This is a genomic window from Uruburuella testudinis (assembly GCF_022870865.1).
Classification (GTDB): domain Bacteria; phylum Pseudomonadota; class Gammaproteobacteria; order Burkholderiales; family Neisseriaceae; genus Neisseria; species Neisseria testudinis.
Genome location: NZ_CP091508.1, coordinates 656,363 through 672,500, shown reverse-complemented (window position 1 = coordinate 672,500; position 16,138 = coordinate 656,363). Strand labels below are relative to the sequence as shown.

Sequence of the window (16,138 nt, the reverse complement as noted above, 5' to 3'; positions counted from 1 at the left end):
CTAAAAACAATCATCTTCTTTCTTGATTTTGCGCACCCGGCCGCCGCCGGATTTTGCCTGCGCCGCCACATCTGTTAGCATATGGATTTTTTTGCCGCCATGCCCGCCGCCCTTACCCGCTACCTGCCTTCTTTCAAGCGCCTTGCCGTATTGTTTTTCGGCATCGTGCTGCCCTTATTACTCGCCGGCGAAATTGCCGAAGAAATTCTGGAACGCGAACGCTTTGCTTTCGAACAACCGTTGATGATGTGGGTGCACGAGCACATGGGGCAGGCGATGATGCCTGTTGCGGTTGTGCTGCACCATGTCGGCAAAACCAGCGTAGCCGCCACATTGGCAGTGTTGTTTGCCGTTTATCATTATTTCCGCAACCACCGCAGCTGGGCGGTGTTTATTCTGCTCGGCGCCGCCTTGCCCACCGCCATCATGTTTGTGGCCAAACTGTTTTTCAATCGCGCCCGCCCGGAATTGTGGCCGCGCATCATCGAAGAAACCAATGCTTCTTTTCCCAGCGGCCACAGCACCTTTGCTGCCGCATTGGCTACTGTATGGGTGTTGGTTTATTGGCACACGCCGCACCGCGGCCTGCTGATTGCCGCCGCTGTTTTATTTGCTTTTTTTATGGGTTTTTCCCGCATCGTGTTGGGCGTGCACTACCCCACCGATGTGCTGGTCGGCTGGATTACCGGCACCAGCACCGTACTCGGCCTGCATATTGTTATGTACCGCCGTCTGCCGCGCCAATCATAAAGCATCATAACAAGAGGCCGTCTGAAACGTTTCAGACGGCCTCTTGTTATTGATGATACGCAGCATCAAACCACTTGACAGTGCCACATCCGATATTTGATTCTATATTCATATTCTCTATTAAATACTTTATAATACAAAGCCAAACTACCGATTTTAAAAGCCCCGACCACCATGAGCACCGCATCCCCACCACCCTACCGACTGCCCCCGCTCAACAGCCCGCGCTGGCTGGTGGGCGGCAATCTGCAAACCCTCTACGCCAAAAGTTTGCAAGCCCCGCCGCCGCCTTACCGGCGCGAACTGCTGCCCGACAGCACCGGCCAAACCTTGGTAGCTTATGATTTTCTCGACAGCACCAACCCCGAAGCCCCGCTGGTGGTATTGTTTCACGGTTTGGAAGGCAGCAGCCACAGCCATTACGCCGTAGCGCTGATGAATGCGGTGGCTGCACGCGGTTGGCACGGCGTGGTGGCGCATTTCCGCGGCTGCGGCGGAGTGCCCAACACCGCGCCGGTGTATTATCACTCCGGCGACAGCCGTGAAATCGATTTTATGCTGCGCACGCTGGCCGCACGCTACCCCACTATCTACGCAGCCGGCGTATCGCTCGGCGGCAATGCCTTGGCGAAATATTTAGGCGAACAAGGCCGCCATGCCATTCCCCTCGCCGCCGCCGCAGTGTCGGCGCCCATCGACCTGACCGCTGCCGGCACCCGCTTCGACAAAGGCCGCACCCGTCTGCTTTACACCCGCTATTTTTTCAACACGCTGCTGCCCAAAGCACGCACATTCAATTTCCACACCGAGGCACTGGCGCACTGCAAAACCCTCAGTGATTTCGACAATGTTTTTACCGCACCGCTGCACGGTTTCAAAGACGCTGCCGACTACTACCGCCGCGCTTCCTGCAAACCGTTTCTACCCGGCGTAGAAAAACCGCTGCTGCTGCTCAATGCCGTCAACGATCCGTTTCTGCCGCCCGAGGCATTGCCGTCGCAGCAAGAAGTATCGCGCCACGTTACCCTGCTGCAACCGGCCAACGGCGGCCATGTCGGCTTTGTGAGCGGCAAAGGCCGAGGCCATCTGAACTGGCTGCCGCAAACGCTGCTGGCTTATTTCGAGCAAGCGCTTGTATAACACGGCAGCTAGCGTGTCCTGACAATTACTTGTCATAGCGGCAGCCACAGCATGATACATGCCAAGGCAACCGTGCTTTCGTAGTGCTGTTTTAAGCGGTCGTAACGGGTAGCAACCGAGCGGAAATGCTTTAACTTTTCAAAGGCATTCTCCACCAAATGCCTGGTTTTGTATCAGTACCAGTCCATGGATACATTTAACCGTTCCCTGTCTTTTTTATAAGGAATATTCGGTTTAACACCCATATCCGCCAACAGTTGTCTGAACGCATCAGAGTCATAGCCTTTGTCAGCAGTCAGCACTTCGGTTGACGACAAGTTGACTTCATCCAACAACTCCGGTGCTGCAGTAATATCGTTTACCGTTCCGGCGGTTACCTTAAAACCGACAGGATTGCCGCAGGCATCAACAGCCAAATGAATTTTAGTGGTATTGCCGCCCCGGCTGTGACCGACAGCCGCTGCTTCACCAACGGTTGCTTTTGCATGTTGATGAACTTTGATATGACTGCCGTCGATAAACACCCACTCCATATCGGGAAATTCCGATAATGCTTTGATAATGCTTTGAAAAATTCCCTTACTCGACCATCGGTGAAAGGTGCGTAACAGAGAGTTTCCTTTGCCTAAAGAGGGAGGGATGTCCTCCCACAGTATGCCTGTTCTTATGCGGTAGAGGATGCCTTCTACCGTCAGGCGCAGATTTTCTTGTGATAGACGCCTAGCCTAAATCAAGCAAAATGTTCAGCAGCTTTGACCAGCATTCATCTTTGAGTAGGGTTCGGGGCATGGCAGATTAAGTGTATTTTGTTTCACAACAAAAATTTTAACTTATCTGCCTTTCTTTTGCCTGCTTTATGACAAGTAATTGCTAGGACAACCTAGAACACCCCAGCCGGATACCCGCAAATAAAAGGCCGTCTGAAAGCTTGCTATTCTCATCCGCAAAAATCAACTGCCCGGGGCATCCTAGATGGCAAGGCGGAACAACACGGCTCGGTTAGCTTATTTTATAAACGGGCACAACCGGTTCAGACGGCCTTATTAACCCATGGGATGGCTGCGCAACTGTAATATTCACGTTATAATCTGCCCGAACTGCGTATGCGCTGCATATCTTTATATTTTATTCAGACGGCCTCATCAGGCCGTCTGAAACAAAGGACACACACACATGGCCGTTATCATCAAAACCCCCGAAGAAATCGAAAAAATGCGCGAACTTGGTCGCCTGGCCGCCGAAGCGCTCGACTATATCGGACAATTCGTCAAACCCGGCGTGACCACCAACGAATTAGACAAACTCATCTACGATTACCATGTCAACGTGCAGGGCGGCTATCCCGCGCCGCTCAACTACGGCAACCCGCCCTACCCAAAATCATGCTGCACCTCGGTAAACCACGTCATCTGTCATGGCATTCCCGACGACAAGCCGCTGAAAAACGGCGACATTGTGAATATCGACGTTACCATCAAAAAAGACGGCTTCCACGGTGATTCCAGCCGCATGTTTGCCGTCGGCACCATCAGCCCGCAGGCCCGGCGCCTGATTGATGTGACCCACGAGAGCATGATGGCAGGCATTGCCGCCGTCAAACCCGGCGCCACATTGGGCGATATCGGCTATGCCTGCCAACAGGTTGCCGAAAACGCCGGCTATTCGGTTGTGCAGGAATTTTGCGGCCACGGCATCGGCCGCGGCTTTCACGAAGAGCCGCAAGTGTTGCATTATGGACACAAAGGAAAAGGTTTGGTGTTAAAGCCCGGAATGATTTTCACAATCGAACCCATGGTTAATCAAGGTAAACGCCATTTGCGTATTTTAGCAGACGGCTGGACTGTGGTAACGAAAGACCGCTCACTCTCCGCACAATGGGAGCATGAAGTGCTGGTTACTGAAAACGGGCATGAAATCTTGACTGTAAGCCCTGCCGGCGGCCAACCTTAACCGCAGGCAACATACATTAACAATTTTAGAGTACAAAACCTACAGCGCATAGGTAAAGTTGTTGATTTAAAATAACATGTTGAAAACTTAACGCCGATAGTCAATATAAATATTCTTGTTAGGATAATCTTGTCAAACTTCTATTGCATCTATTGTCCAAACGCTTATACTTAAACGGCCGCGTTTAATATTTGCTGAAATATGATATTATTACGCGGATTAGTATACCAGCCTTAAAGCTAATATTAAACAATAAGAGAAGAAGGAAGTTTCATGAAATCATTTGAGCAAATCGAAAACATACGTGATATCCGCAAAAAGCTCGGCATGAACCAAATGGATTTTTGGAGCCGTATCGGTGTTACCCAATCAGGCGGCTCACGCTACGAATCAGGGCGCAACATGCCCAAACCCGTACGTGAACTGCTGCGCTTGGTGCACATCGAAAAAATCGATCTGGCGAAAGTCAACCGCGATGACTTAGCCATCGCCGCGCTGCTCAAGCAACGCGAACCTGAGCTTTACGCCGCGTTGAAAAAAGAAGCCAAAGCGGAATCTAAAAACGGCAAATAAGCAAACTGCCGGCAAAAACTGCCCGTTCATGCTCTGGCGGGCAGCTTTCGTTTTCAGCAATCCTGGTCAAAGCCGCCATCATCCGGCTTTATCCCTATTCGAACCAGCAAACAATTAAAGCTGCAAAGCCCGGAAACACAGCCAGGTTATAGATGAATGAGAAGTGATACAAGGCAGCAAGCCGCAGGCACTACAGCCGATACAACAAGGCGCCGCAACACCGTAACACTTTTTTTATTCATTTCACTATATGGTTTTGAATGGACATTACCGGTATAGCACACCAACATTCAAATGGCCGTCTGAAACATTATGCCCATAGGTTTCAGACGGCTATTGCGTTATAATCGCACGATTCAAAATCATTTTTCAGCACACTCGAAAAACACCATGCTAAACAAATACAACCCCGCAGAAATCGAAGCCAAACATTACCAAGCTTGGGAGGCCGCCGGCCATTTTCAGCCGCACATGGATTTATCCAAACCATCATTCTCCATCCAACTGCCGCCGCCCAACGTTACCGGCACGCTGCACATGGGCCATGCCTTCAACCAAACCATCATGGACGGCCTCACCCGCTATTACCGCATGAAAGGCTGCAACACCGCCTGGATTCCCGGCACCGACCATGCCGGCATCGCCACCCAAATTGTGGTAGAGCGCCAGCTGGCCGAACAAGGCGTGTCGCGGCATGACTTAGGTCGCGCAGGTTTTTTAGAAAAAGTGTGGCAGTGGAAAAACATTTCCGGCGGCACCATTACCGAACAGATGCGCCGCATGGGCTGTTCGGCCGACTGGACGCGCGAATATTTCACCATGGACGACACCCGCGCCGAAGTGGTTACCGAAGTATTTGTGCGCCTGTTTGAGCAAGGCCTGATTTACCGCGGCAAACGCTTGGTCAACTGGGATCCCGTGCTCGGCACCGCCGTTTCCGACCTCGAAGTGGAAAGCGTGGAAGAACAAGGTAATATGTGGCACATCCGCTATCCGCTGGCCGACAACCCCGCAGATGCCGTGATTGTGGCCACCACCCGCCCTGAAACCCTGCTTGGCGACGTGGCCGTGGCAGTGAACCCCGAAGACGAACGTTATGCCCATTTAATCGGCAAACAACTGGTATTACCGCTCACCGGCCGCACCATCCCCGTGATTGCCGACGAATATGTGGAAAAAGATTTCGGCACCGGTTGCGTGAAAATCACCCCCGCGCATGATTTTAACGACTACGAAGTCGGCAAACGCCACGATACCCGCCTGATTAACGTGTTTGACCTCGAAGCCAAAGTATTGGCCGAAGCCGAAGTGTTCAACTTCAAAGGCGAAGCGCAAACAGGCTTCGCCCTGCCCGCCGCCTATGCCGGCCTTGACCGTTTCGCTGCCCGCAAGCAGATGCTGACTGATTTGGAAGCGCAAGGCTTGTTGGCCGAAGTCAAACCGCACACGCTGATGACGCCCAAAGGCGACCGCACCGGCTCGGTGATTGAGCCGATGCTCACCAGCCAATGGTTTGTCGCCATGAGCGCCACACCGAACGGCGGCGAGCCACAGAGCGAATTCAAAGGCATGAGCCTGGCACAAAAAGCCAAACACGCGGTAGACAGCGGCGCGGTAAAATTTATCCCCGAAAACTGGGTCAACACCTACAACCAATGGATGAACAATATCCAAGATTGGTGTATTTCGCGCCAATTGTGGTGGGGTCACCAAATCCCCGCTTGGTATGATGAAAACGGCAAAGTTTATGTTGCCCGCAGCCAAGCAGAAGCCGAAAAGCTTTCAGACGGCCTCAAACTCACCCGTGATGAAGACGTGCTCGACACTTGGTTTTCATCTGCCCTGGTGCCTTTCTCAACCTTGGGCTGGCCGTCTGAAACCGATGAATTGAAAGCGTTTTTGCCCAGCAATGTTTTGGTTACCGGCTACGAAATCATCTTTTTCTGGGTCGCGCGTATGATTATGATGACCACCCACTTCACAGGCAAAGTGCCGTTTAAAGATGTGTATATCCACGGCATGGTGCGCGATCACGAAGGCAAAAAAATGTCCAAATCAGAGGGCAACGTGATTGACCCCGTAGATCTGATCGACGGCATCGATTTGGAACAGCTACTGATCAAACGCACCACCGGCCTGCGTCGCCCCGAAAAAGCGCCGCAAGTAAAAAAAGCCACCGAAAAGCTGTTTCCCGAAGGCATTCCCGTGTTCGGCACCGACGCGCTGCGCTTCACCATGGCCAGCTATGCCAGCCTGGGCCGCAGCATCAACTTCGATTTCAAGCGCGCCGAAGGCTACCGCAATTTCTGCAACAAATTATGGAACGCCACCAACTTCGTCTTGATGAACGTAGAAGAGCACGATTGCGGCCAAGACGAAACCCAGCCGCTGGCCTACACCTTTGTCGACCAATGGATGATCGGCCGCTTGCAGCAAACCGAAGCCGCCGTGGCCGAAGCCTTCGACACCTACCGCTTCGACTTGGCCGCGCAAACGCTGTATGAATTTGTGTGGAACGAATATTGCGACTGGTATATCGAGCTGGCCAAAGTGCAACTGCAAACCGGCTGTCCCACCACCCAACGCACCACCCGCCGCACCCTCGTGCGCGTGCTGGAAGTGATTTTGCGCCTGCTGCACCCGATTATGCCGTTTATCACCGAAGAGCTGTGGCAAACCGTGGCGCCGCTGGCCAACGCCAAACACACCGACAGCATTATGCTGGCTGCCTGGCCGCTGCCTGATAACGACAAAATCGTTCCCGCCGCATTCGACAAAATGGCCGCCCTGCAAGACTTAATCGGCTCCGTGCGCAACCTGCGCGGCGAAATGGGCTTAGCGCCGAGCGTGAAAGCCCCGCTGTTTGTCGAAGGCGGCAGCAATTTGGCCGATCTGCTGAAATATCTGCCGATGATGGCGCGCCTGACCGAAGCCAATTTGGTGGATCACCTGCCAGAAGCCGACGACGCACCCGTAGCCGTGTGCCAAAACGCCCGCCTGATGCTGAAAGTAGAAATCGACAAGGCCGCCGAAAACGCGCGTTTGTCGAAAGAAGCCGAAAAACTGCAAAAAGCGCTCGACAAACTCAATGCCAAACTCAGCAAACCCGGCTACACCGACAAAGCCCCCGCGCATCTGGTTGAAAAAGACCGCGCCGAACTGGCCGACTTGGAAAGCAAAATGGTTAAAGTGCAATCACAATTGGCGAAATTGAAAGTGTAGGCCGACACCGGGCTTATCTATGGTTCAGGCCGTCTGAAAGCAAATACTTTCAGACGGCCTGATATTGTTTAATCTCCATTCACAAAAATAACCTAACAGCGTTGGCTCGCCTTGCCCTACCATTTGTACTGTCTTCAGCTCGCCATCATCGCCCGCAGCGGTGCAGAATCAGTGTTGCTCGGTGGCGCCGGTTAAGCGTTTGCCGATAGGTTAAGGCCGTCTGAAAACGGTAAAAGCACAGTTTCAGACGGCCTTGTTTAATCGGATTGCGGATAACGGTGGGCAACGCAGACGGAAGCGTGAGCACCGCCCGCGAACTTTCTGCTTGAGTTAAATCTATTCACAAAAGAAAAGTAAGCCAATAAGGCGGCAAGCCAAAGACAGTACACACATACAGGGCTGGTTAACTTGGCGCTTCAGCGCCTTAGGGTATCCTAGGGTGTCCTGATGTGTCGTTTATGAGGGGATTTTTGTTCCTGAAAATGCAGATGCAAGGCAAGGCAAAAAACACAGCAAGATTAGACATCTTGCGAGGCTTTTTAACGCAGCAGATGTGCTTTTAGCGCAAAAAAGAGAGATGTATGACACATCAGGACACCCTAGCAAAACCGGCTGTTTTAATGCCGCAACACCTCATCCGACAACGGTTCGTCTTCTTCGGCCGGCATGGTGTAATCTTCATTCGCCCATGCGCCTAAATCAATCAACTTACACCGCTCGCTGCAAAACGGGCGATATTTGTTTTCAGGCAGCCAGGCCACTTTTTCGCCGCAGGTGGGGCATTTGACCACAGGAATTTCTTGACTCATCATTTACGCTACCACAGGATCAAAACTGCACATAATCAGCTTGAACGGCACATCCTCCTCCAGCTGTTTACCGCGTGCACTTTCTTGTGAAACACTCAAAAAACGGATATGGGTGAAATATTTATTGGCCGACACTTCAGGCAGCGCCTGTTGCGCCATATCAAGCTCAATGGTCAGCATATGGATATTCTGCGCCAGGCTGTTGTGCTGGTAATTGCCTTTTTGCGCCACACATTCCACGGCGCGGGTATTGCTGCGCAGAATACCCAGCAGCACCGACACGGCGTTATACGTGGGGGTCAGCATACCGATCCACTTTTGCAAATCGGCCAAGCGGCGCTCATGCGGCAGCTGCTGCCAATAATAGTAAGATGTCATGTCAAACGGGCTGGTGCCGCCGGGCACCTGCATGCGCTGCTTGATGGCCATCAGCCATTCGTTTTCACGCAGATGTTGACCGAATTTCTGCTGCACACCTTGCAGATTTTCTGCCACGGCTTGCAGCTTGTGCTTGATTTTATCGGCCTCTTGCGCATCCGGCGCCAAGCTGCCGGCCAACAGCTGTTTTTGCCGCTCCAGCTCTTGCAAGATATCCAGCTTCACTTCGGCACGCCCTGCACACTCCATGATTTCAAACAGGGTAAATAAGGCCAGATGGTGCGCCCATGGGCTTTGTGCACATACGCTTTCGGTGTTGAAACGGCTAAACAGGTGCTCGATGCGCAGAAAACTGCGTACGCGCTCAGACAACGGGTGTTCGAAACGGATCATGGGATTACTCTGCATAAACGGGGAAAACGGCTTGGTAATAAGCATGCAGCCGCTGTATTTTTTGCGCCAGCGCCTGCTCTGTGCCCTCATTGCCGACCACATCATCGGCGGCGCGCAAACGCTCAAGCCGACCGGCCTGACTTGCCATTATACGTTTAATTTCGTCTGCCGATAAACCGCTGCGCTGCTGCACCCGCTCAATTTGCGTTTGCTCAGCCACATCAATCACCAATATGCGTGACACCAATGCGGCAAACGGCGGCCGCTCCACCAGCAGCGGCATATCGATAACACCATAGCGCGCATGCGTATAGTGTTGCTGCTGCACCCGTATGGCATCAATAATCAGCGGAAACATCAAGGCTTCAAGCGCCGCTCTGGCTTCAGGCCGTCTGAACACAAGATTTCGTAATTCGGCACGTTTCAGACGGCCTGTATCATCAAATAAAGCCCCACCAAACGCGGCACGCACCGCCGGCAATGCCGCGCCGCCGTCAGCGGTCAGGCTGCGGCTGATGGCATCCGCATCAATCAGCGGCACCCCCAGGCGTGCAAATTCGGCAGCGGCTTTTGATTTTCCACTGCCGATACCGCCGGTCAAACCAATCCAAACTGCCATTTCAAAACCCCGAAGCACGCAGCCACCAGCCGATGGCGGCAGCAACTTGTTGATTGGCGGCAAACACCAGCCAGCCGGCCACAGCCAAGCTGGGGCCGAAAGCAAACTGCTGCCCTTTGCCCACACGCATCGCTGCCGCCGCAAAAATGCCGATAAGCGCCGCCAAAAACACCACTACCGGCAAAGCACCGATGCCGAGCCAGGCGCCCAAAGCCGCCAGCAGCTTGAAATCACCGCCGCCCATCCCGATTTTTCCTGTTGCCAGTTTATACAGCCAACACAGCAGCCACAAGCTCAGATAACCTGCAACAGCCCCTGCCACCGCCGATTGCAGCGACACCATCCCGCCGTTCCAGTTAAACAGCAAACCCAACCACAACAGCGGCAGAGTGATTTGATCGGGCAGGTATTGGGTATCTGCATCAATAAAAGCCAGCGCCACCAGCATTGCGGTCAACACCAAGCCGCCCAAAGTCAGCCAGCTCCAGCCGTATTGCCACGCCACCAGTGCAAACAGGGCGGCGGTCAGCAGCTCCACCAATGGATACCGTTTGCTGATGGGCATTTTGCAGCTGCCGCATTTGCCGCCGAGCAGCAGATAGCTGATAACGGGGATATTTTGCCAAGCGCGCACCGGCGATTGGCATTGCGGGCAACACGAATCAGGCTTAATCAGATTAAAAGGCTGCAACTCTGCCGCTGTCGGGGTTTGCCCCAAATGCGTTTTGGCAAACAAAGTCCATTCCCGCTCCATCATCAGCGGCACACGGTAAATCACCACATTCAGAAAACTGCCCACCAGCAGGCCGAACAAAGCAGCCAACGGCACGGCAAAGGGCACCCACATATTCCATCCGCTCATCATCAGCCCACCACACTGCCCAAGTTAAACAGCGGCAGATACATGGCCACCAGCAACACGCCGATAATCACGCCCAACACCACCATAATAACCGGCTCCATCAAGGAAGAAAGCTGGGCAATCGAATTATCCACTTCGTCTTCGTAAAATTCGGCGGCCTTGTTGAGCATATCGTCAAGCGAGCCGGATTCTTCGCCAATCGAGGCCATCTGAAGCACCATATTCGGAAACATATCGGTGCCCTGCATACTGGAAGTGAGCGATAAGCCTTGGGTAACTTTCGAGCGGATATCCTGCGTGGCTTCTTCATACAGAATATTACCCGCAGCGCCGGCCACTGAATCGAGCGCCTCAACCAGCGGCACCCCGGCCGCAAACAAGGTGGCGGTGGTGCGCGACCAGCGGGCGATAATGGCTTTTCTGACAATCGCACCAAAAATCGGCAGCCTCAGCAACAGGCCGTCTGCCCGTTTTTGAAACCCGGGCGAGCGCTGATGTGTTTTATACAACACAAAAACCAACACAATCATACCGATAATCATCGCCCAGCCGTAGCGCACGAAGAAATCCGAAATATTCATCACAATTTGCGTCAACCAAGGCAATTCTGCACCCATATTGCCGTACACCTTTTTAAAAGCCGGCAAAACAAACATCATCATCACCATAATCAGGGCAACCGCCACCACAATAATGGCAATCGGATAAGCCAGCACGCTTTTGATTTTTTTCTTGATGGCTTGAGTTTTCTCTTTGTAAACCGCCAATTTGTCGAGCAGGCTTTCCAATACCCCGCCGGTTTCGCCGGCAGAAATCAGGTTGCAGTAAAAACGGTCGAAATATTTAGGATGCTTGGCAAAAGCCTTGCCCAATGCACTGCCCTGCTCTACATCGGCACGCACCTGCATCAGAAGCTGTGTCATCGCCGGGTTGACATGGCCGCGCGCCACCAGTTCAAACGCCTGCATCAGCGGCAGGCCGGCCTTCATCATGGTGGCAAGCTGGCGGGTGAATACTGTGATGTCGCCCTGTGTGATACGGCGCTTGCGTACGGTTTTTACCTTACTCACCCGCAGAGGGCGGATGCCGCGCCGCTGTAATTTTTTACGCGCCTCTTCTTCGTCTTTTGCAATCACCTCACCGCGCACGATTTGATCGGTGTTGGTATTTTTGCCTTCAAAATTAAAACGCCTGCCCTTGTCTTTTCTGACCAAGCGGCTGCCCGCTTTCGCCTGATTCATACGTTCCCCTTTTAAATTAATCGTTGGTATGCGCCAACACTTCTTCCAGTGAAGTTACGCCCTGCATCACTTTCATCAAACCGGCACGGCGCAAGTCTACCATGCCTTGCTGATACGCCATATTCATAATATCCACTTCGGTGCCGTTATTCAGAATCACCCGCTGCATTTCTTCGTTGACCGGCATCACCTCATACACGCCAACCCGCCCTTTATAGCCCTTGCCGCGGCAGCTGTCGCAGCCCACCGGACGGTAAAGCGGCCATTCTGTGCTCAAATCCGCATCACTAAAGCCGGCTTTTTTCAAAGCGGTTTGCGGCGGGCGCTCCATGGCTGTTTTGCAGGCCGGGCACAAACGCCGCAACAGCCGCTGCGCCATAATCAGGCTGACCGAGCTGGCGATATTAAAAGGGGCCACACCCATATTGAGCATGCGCGACAAGGTTGCCGGTGCGTTATTGGTGTGCAGGGTTGAGAACACCATATGGCCGGTTTGCGCGGCTTTAATGGCGATATCGGCGGTTTCCAGATCGCGAATCTCCCCCACCATGATGATATCCGGGTCTTGGCGCAAAAACGCTCTCAAGGCGGCGGCAAAAGTCAGCCCCTGCTTATCGTTCACATTAACCTGATTCACGCCGGGCAGATTAATTTCGGCCGGGTCTTCTGCGGTTGCGATATTGACATTTTCAGTATTTAAAATATTGAGGCAGGTATAAAGCGATACGGTTTTTCCCGAGCCGGTGGGGCCGGTAACCAGCACCATACCGTAAGGGCGGCTGATGGCCTCCAGCAGCAAGGCCTTTTGAAAAGGCTCGAAGCCGAGCTGATCGATATTGAGCGCACCGGCATCCGAATTTAAAATCCGCATCACCACTTTTTCGCCGAACAATGTCGGCAGCGTACTCACCCGAAAATCAATCGGTCGGCCGTGTTTGTGAAAGGCGATTTGGATACGGCCGTCTTGCGGCACGCGCTTTTCGGAAATATCCAGCCTTGCCATCACTTTAATACGGGAAGCAAGCTGGCCGCGCACCGCCACCGGCGGCTGCACCACCTCGCGTAACTGCCCGTCTACCCGGAAACGCACCCGCGCCATCTGCTCATAAAATTCAAAATGAATATCTGAAGCTCCCGCATTCAGCGCATCGGAAAGTGTTTTATGGATAAACCGCGGAATCGGTCCGTCTTCCGCTTCTTCATTGTCGATATACAGCGCTTGCGCGGCATGGCTTTCCTGCTGCTCCTTGCTGATTTCTTTCAGAATCGTCGTCGAACGCTGGCCGAGCCATTCCAGCAATACGCTGAGCTGGTCATCCCGCACTACCACCAAATCAATCGACACCCCCGAAGAAAACGCAATCTTTTGAAAATTATGAATCTGCGTAGGGTCAGACACTGCCAAATATACCTTACGGCCGCGCCGGAAAATCGGCACACAGCGGTTTTGCAGCATCTGCTCTTCAGAAAGCACATCCATCAAAACATCTGCGCGCGGATAATAACGCAAGTCCAACAACGGGTAGCTGAACACCCGTGCCAACAATTCGCCCAATGCTTTAGGGTTGGTAACGCCATCGTCAAACAGCATCGGAATAATATCCTGACCGGCCGCCAGCGCACCCTGATACCGTTCCGCCTGGCCGTGCGTAACAATCTGGCTTTGTACCAACACTCTTAATAAACCGACGCTCATGGGGATAACCTGCCTGTTTTCCATACGGCAATGCCATACAGATAAATGATATGATAAATTTTAGAGAATAATATTTGACTGTATTATAAGATAACTATTCAGCACATAGAACCGAATTTGCATATTTAACACCGATTCGGGAAAACAACCTCACGCGTTTTCCACCTTGCCATACCCTCTGCACATTTTCCGCCCACCGCCCTGCCGGCTTATTTTTTCAGACGGCCATCGTTACTTTGCCTGCTATTTCTGCACACAAAAAGACAAACCGGAAACTTTCCGGCATGTTTGCAATTGTTTTTTTAGTGAAACCACTGAATCGGAAACATCAAGAAATACAGAACCATGGCCGTCTGAAACCTATTGCATCATTCACAGCGCCTCTCCAGACACCGTAAATGTATGCACAAAAGCAAGCCAACTTGGTTGGGTTGGTTTTATGAAAGGTTGATCATTCGGCAAGATCAACCGTTCGCAAAAATAAAATCAGCTGAAACGCCATGGCAAAGGGCGATGCAGATGCGCGTAGGTTTGTATAGACAAAAAAAATAACCGCATTTTGCGGTTAGTGGTGGCCAGAGGCGGGATCGAACCGCCGACACACGGATTTTCAATCCGTTGCTCTACCAACTGAGCTATCTGGCCTTGCCTTGAGAGATGCGTATTAAAACAGAATCTACCCGCCGCCGCAAGTTTTTTCTTGAAAAAAAGCGGCTAAAACTCATAAGAATCTATTTTTAATCGAAATATAGTGAGGCTCAATAATGCCCGTTTCCCAAAGCAGGCAGATGGGCGGAAGCAGAAAGCGATGGAAACCGCCCGGTAACACAGCCAGATAATGCTTTAAATCAGTATGGTTCGCCACAAACCTGCAAACCGCCTCATTCAGGCTTCCCATTCAGACGGCCTCAAGGCCATCCTGCCGGCCTGATTGCGCCCTGTCACAAAAAGTTGCAAAACACTACCGTTTATCTATAATAAAAACCGAATATCAAAATAATTATCTACACAACCCACCACACACCACCCCGGAGGCATCATGAGCATTGTGGCGATCGATATCCACCCCCAGCAAGCTTTTTCAGAGCTTTGCCCCGATGAACTGCCTATTAAAGGTGCGCTGTCTATCGTGCCCCATCTTAACCGGCAAGCCGCATGGGCCGATTACCGGGTATTGACCAAAGATGCCCATCCGCCCGGTGCGGCTTGGCATATCAAACAACCGCAACCGTTGCAACCGTTGACGCAGGCTGATTTGTGGGTGCGCCATGCCGTGATCGGCAGCAAAGGCTTCCAAAGCCTGCCGCAACTGCCTGATGCCCACAATTACCACTTTCTGGTGCACATCGGTATGGAGCAGCACGCCCACACATTCGGCGCCTGTTTCCACGATATGGCCGAAAACATCAGCACCGGCCTGGTCGAGTGGCTACAGGCGCGCGATGCAGACACCTTGATTATCGGCGGATTAGCCACTGAATATTGCGTGCAGGCTACGGTGTTACAGCTATGCTGGTATGGCAGCTGGAATGTTATCGTCAACCTCAGCGCCTGCCGCAGCATGAACGCAGAGGAAGAGCAGCAGGCCATTGATAATATGAAAAAAGCCGGTGCCATTATTGCTCGGCACACCGATGATATTCCTCAATTACTGGCCAAACACCGCCAGAAGGTGCGCAGCTCTGAATGGTCTGGCTATATGAATGCTCAGGCCGTCTGAAAGTAAACTGTGCGCAAAGATTATCTTTAAAGAACGAACATCCGACAGCCCCGCTTTTCAGACGGCCTAGGGTGTCCTGACCATTCAGAATTATTCAGATTTTTTGTGATAAAAGTACAGATGCCAGGCAAAAAACGTAGCAAGATTGGACATCTTGCGAGGCTTTTTAACGCAGCGGATGTGCTTTTAGCGCAAAAAAGATGATGATGATATATGAATGGTCAGAACACCCCAGGGTGTCCTGACAATTTGTTTGTGAGGGGATTTTTGCTCCTGTCAATCGAACGCTTGGAACACCCCAATACTGAGATGCATATATTCAAAGGAGCCATTGTGTACACCACCCTGCATATCGGCAACCAGCAATCTGATTTAGTCTTAGCCGACGGCAGCCGCCGCGCCATTGCCATCGGCACCGATACCCTGCTGCGTCGTAATCCGCCCAGCGAATACGAGTGGGAAAACGCCATCATGACGGTGGAAGACGCCATTGCGCCGCTGCAAAAGCTGATCGACACATCAAGCACATTTCGTATCGCCGCTGCCGAAGCCGGTCTGCCGGCAGATAGCGCCGGCGTATTACACCGCGAAACCGCAGAACAAATTTTCCAACACATCAGCCGCTACCCCACACCCGAGCATCTGCCCGACACCGCCGAATTCAAAGCGCTGCTGTTGATCGTGCGCGAGTGTCTGCACCATTTCGACTTCCCCCGCGCCATCCTCATCCAAGCTCCATAAAGGCCGTCTGAACACACCATCATTGGCCTAAACGCCACACTCGC

At 52.4% G+C, this 16,138-nt stretch carries 14 protein-coding genes, 1 tRNA gene and 1 pseudogene; 7 read left to right on the top strand and 9 right to left on the bottom strand.

Annotated elements, in window-relative coordinates:
* Window positions 1–81: 81 nt before the first annotated feature.
* Window positions 82–750 (top strand): phosphatase PAP2 family protein, encoded by a 669-nt coding sequence (locus tag LVJ83_RS03045; protein ID WP_244786195.1) that lies wholly within the window; start codon window positions 82–84, stop codon window positions 748–750.
* 174 nt (window positions 751–924) lie between these two features.
* Window positions 925–1,890, top strand: a complete 966-nt coding sequence (locus LVJ83_RS03040) for a YheT family hydrolase (RefSeq protein WP_244786193.1) — start codon at window positions 925–927, stop codon at window positions 1,888–1,890.
* Window positions 1,891–1,922: 32 nt separating this feature from the next.
* Here the strand turns inward: LVJ83_RS03040 and LVJ83_RS03035 are convergent.
* Window positions 1,923–2,679 (bottom strand): annotated as a pseudogene (locus LVJ83_RS03035) (IS5 family transposase).
* A gap of 384 nt (window positions 2,680–3,063) precedes the next feature.
* Here LVJ83_RS03035 and map point away from each other — a divergent pair.
* From map to LVJ83_RS03020, 3 genes are all read left to right on the top strand, one after another.
* Entirely contained in the window at window positions 3,064–3,840 is a 777-nt protein-coding gene (gene map, locus LVJ83_RS03030) for a type I methionyl aminopeptidase (RefSeq protein ID WP_244786191.1), read from the top strand.
* A 273-nt stretch (window positions 3,841–4,113) separates the two neighbouring features.
* Window positions 4,114–4,413, top strand: a complete 300-nt coding sequence (locus LVJ83_RS03025) for a helix-turn-helix domain-containing protein (protein WP_244786189.1) — start codon at window positions 4,114–4,116, stop codon at window positions 4,411–4,413.
* A 390-nt stretch (window positions 4,414–4,803) separates the two neighbouring features.
* Window positions 4,804–7,635, top strand: a complete 2,832-nt coding sequence (locus LVJ83_RS03020) for a valine--tRNA ligase (protein ID WP_244786187.1) — start codon at window positions 4,804–4,806, stop codon at window positions 7,633–7,635.
* 145 nt (window positions 7,636–7,780) lie between these two features.
* Here LVJ83_RS03020 and LVJ83_RS03015 read toward each other — a convergent pair whose 3' ends face one another.
* From LVJ83_RS03015 to LVJ83_RS02980, 8 genes are all read right to left on the bottom strand, one after another.
* Window positions 7,781–7,942 (bottom strand): hypothetical protein, encoded by a 162-nt coding sequence (locus LVJ83_RS03015; protein ID WP_244786185.1) that lies wholly within the window; start codon window positions 7,940–7,942, stop codon window positions 7,781–7,783.
* 310 nt (window positions 7,943–8,252) lie between these two features.
* Window positions 8,253–8,444: a DNA gyrase inhibitor YacG gene (gene yacG / locus LVJ83_RS03010; protein ID WP_244787622.1), complete on the bottom strand. Its 192-nt coding sequence runs from the start codon at window positions 8,442–8,444 to the stop codon at window positions 8,253–8,255.
* Between the two features lie 3 nt (window positions 8,445–8,447).
* Window positions 8,448–9,215: a cell division protein ZapD gene (gene zapD, locus LVJ83_RS03005; RefSeq protein WP_244787620.1), complete on the bottom strand. Its 768-nt coding sequence runs from the start codon at window positions 9,213–9,215 to the stop codon at window positions 8,448–8,450.
* Window positions 9,216–9,219: 4 nt separating this feature from the next.
* Window positions 9,220–9,834: a dephospho-CoA kinase gene (gene coaE / locus LVJ83_RS03000; protein WP_244786183.1), complete on the bottom strand. Its 615-nt coding sequence runs from the start codon at window positions 9,832–9,834 to the stop codon at window positions 9,220–9,222.
* 1 nt (window position 9,835) lies between these two features.
* Entirely contained in the window at window positions 9,836–10,696 is an 861-nt protein-coding gene (locus LVJ83_RS02995; protein ID WP_244787618.1) for a prepilin peptidase, read from the bottom strand.
* Window positions 10,697–10,698: 2 nt separating this feature from the next.
* Window positions 10,699–11,937, bottom strand: coding sequence for a type II secretion system F family protein (locus tag LVJ83_RS02990; RefSeq protein WP_244786181.1), 1,239 nt, complete (start codon window positions 11,935–11,937; stop codon window positions 10,699–10,701).
* A gap of 16 nt (window positions 11,938–11,953) precedes the next feature.
* Window positions 11,954–13,633 carry a type IV-A pilus assembly ATPase PilB gene (pilB, locus tag LVJ83_RS02985; protein ID WP_244786178.1) on the bottom strand — a complete coding sequence of 560 codons (1,680 nt, stop codon included), beginning with the start codon at window positions 13,631–13,633 and terminating at the stop codon, window positions 11,954–11,956.
* Between the two features lie 569 nt (window positions 13,634–14,202).
* Window positions 14,203–14,278, bottom strand: a tRNA-Phe gene (locus tag LVJ83_RS02980).
* A 394-nt stretch (window positions 14,279–14,672) separates the two neighbouring features.
* Between LVJ83_RS02980 and LVJ83_RS02975 the strand changes: the two genes are divergently transcribed.
* Both LVJ83_RS02975 and LVJ83_RS02970 read left to right on the top strand, forming a co-directional pair.
* On the top strand, window positions 14,673–15,353 hold the full coding sequence (locus LVJ83_RS02975) for an isochorismatase family protein (protein ID WP_244786176.1): 681 nt from the start codon (window positions 14,673–14,675) through the stop codon (window positions 15,351–15,353).
* 255 nt (window positions 15,354–15,608) lie between these two features.
* Window positions 15,609–16,094, top strand: coding sequence for a hypothetical protein (locus LVJ83_RS02970; RefSeq protein ID WP_244786174.1), 486 nt, complete (start codon window positions 15,609–15,611; stop codon window positions 16,092–16,094).
* Window positions 16,095–16,138 lie beyond the last annotated feature (44 nt).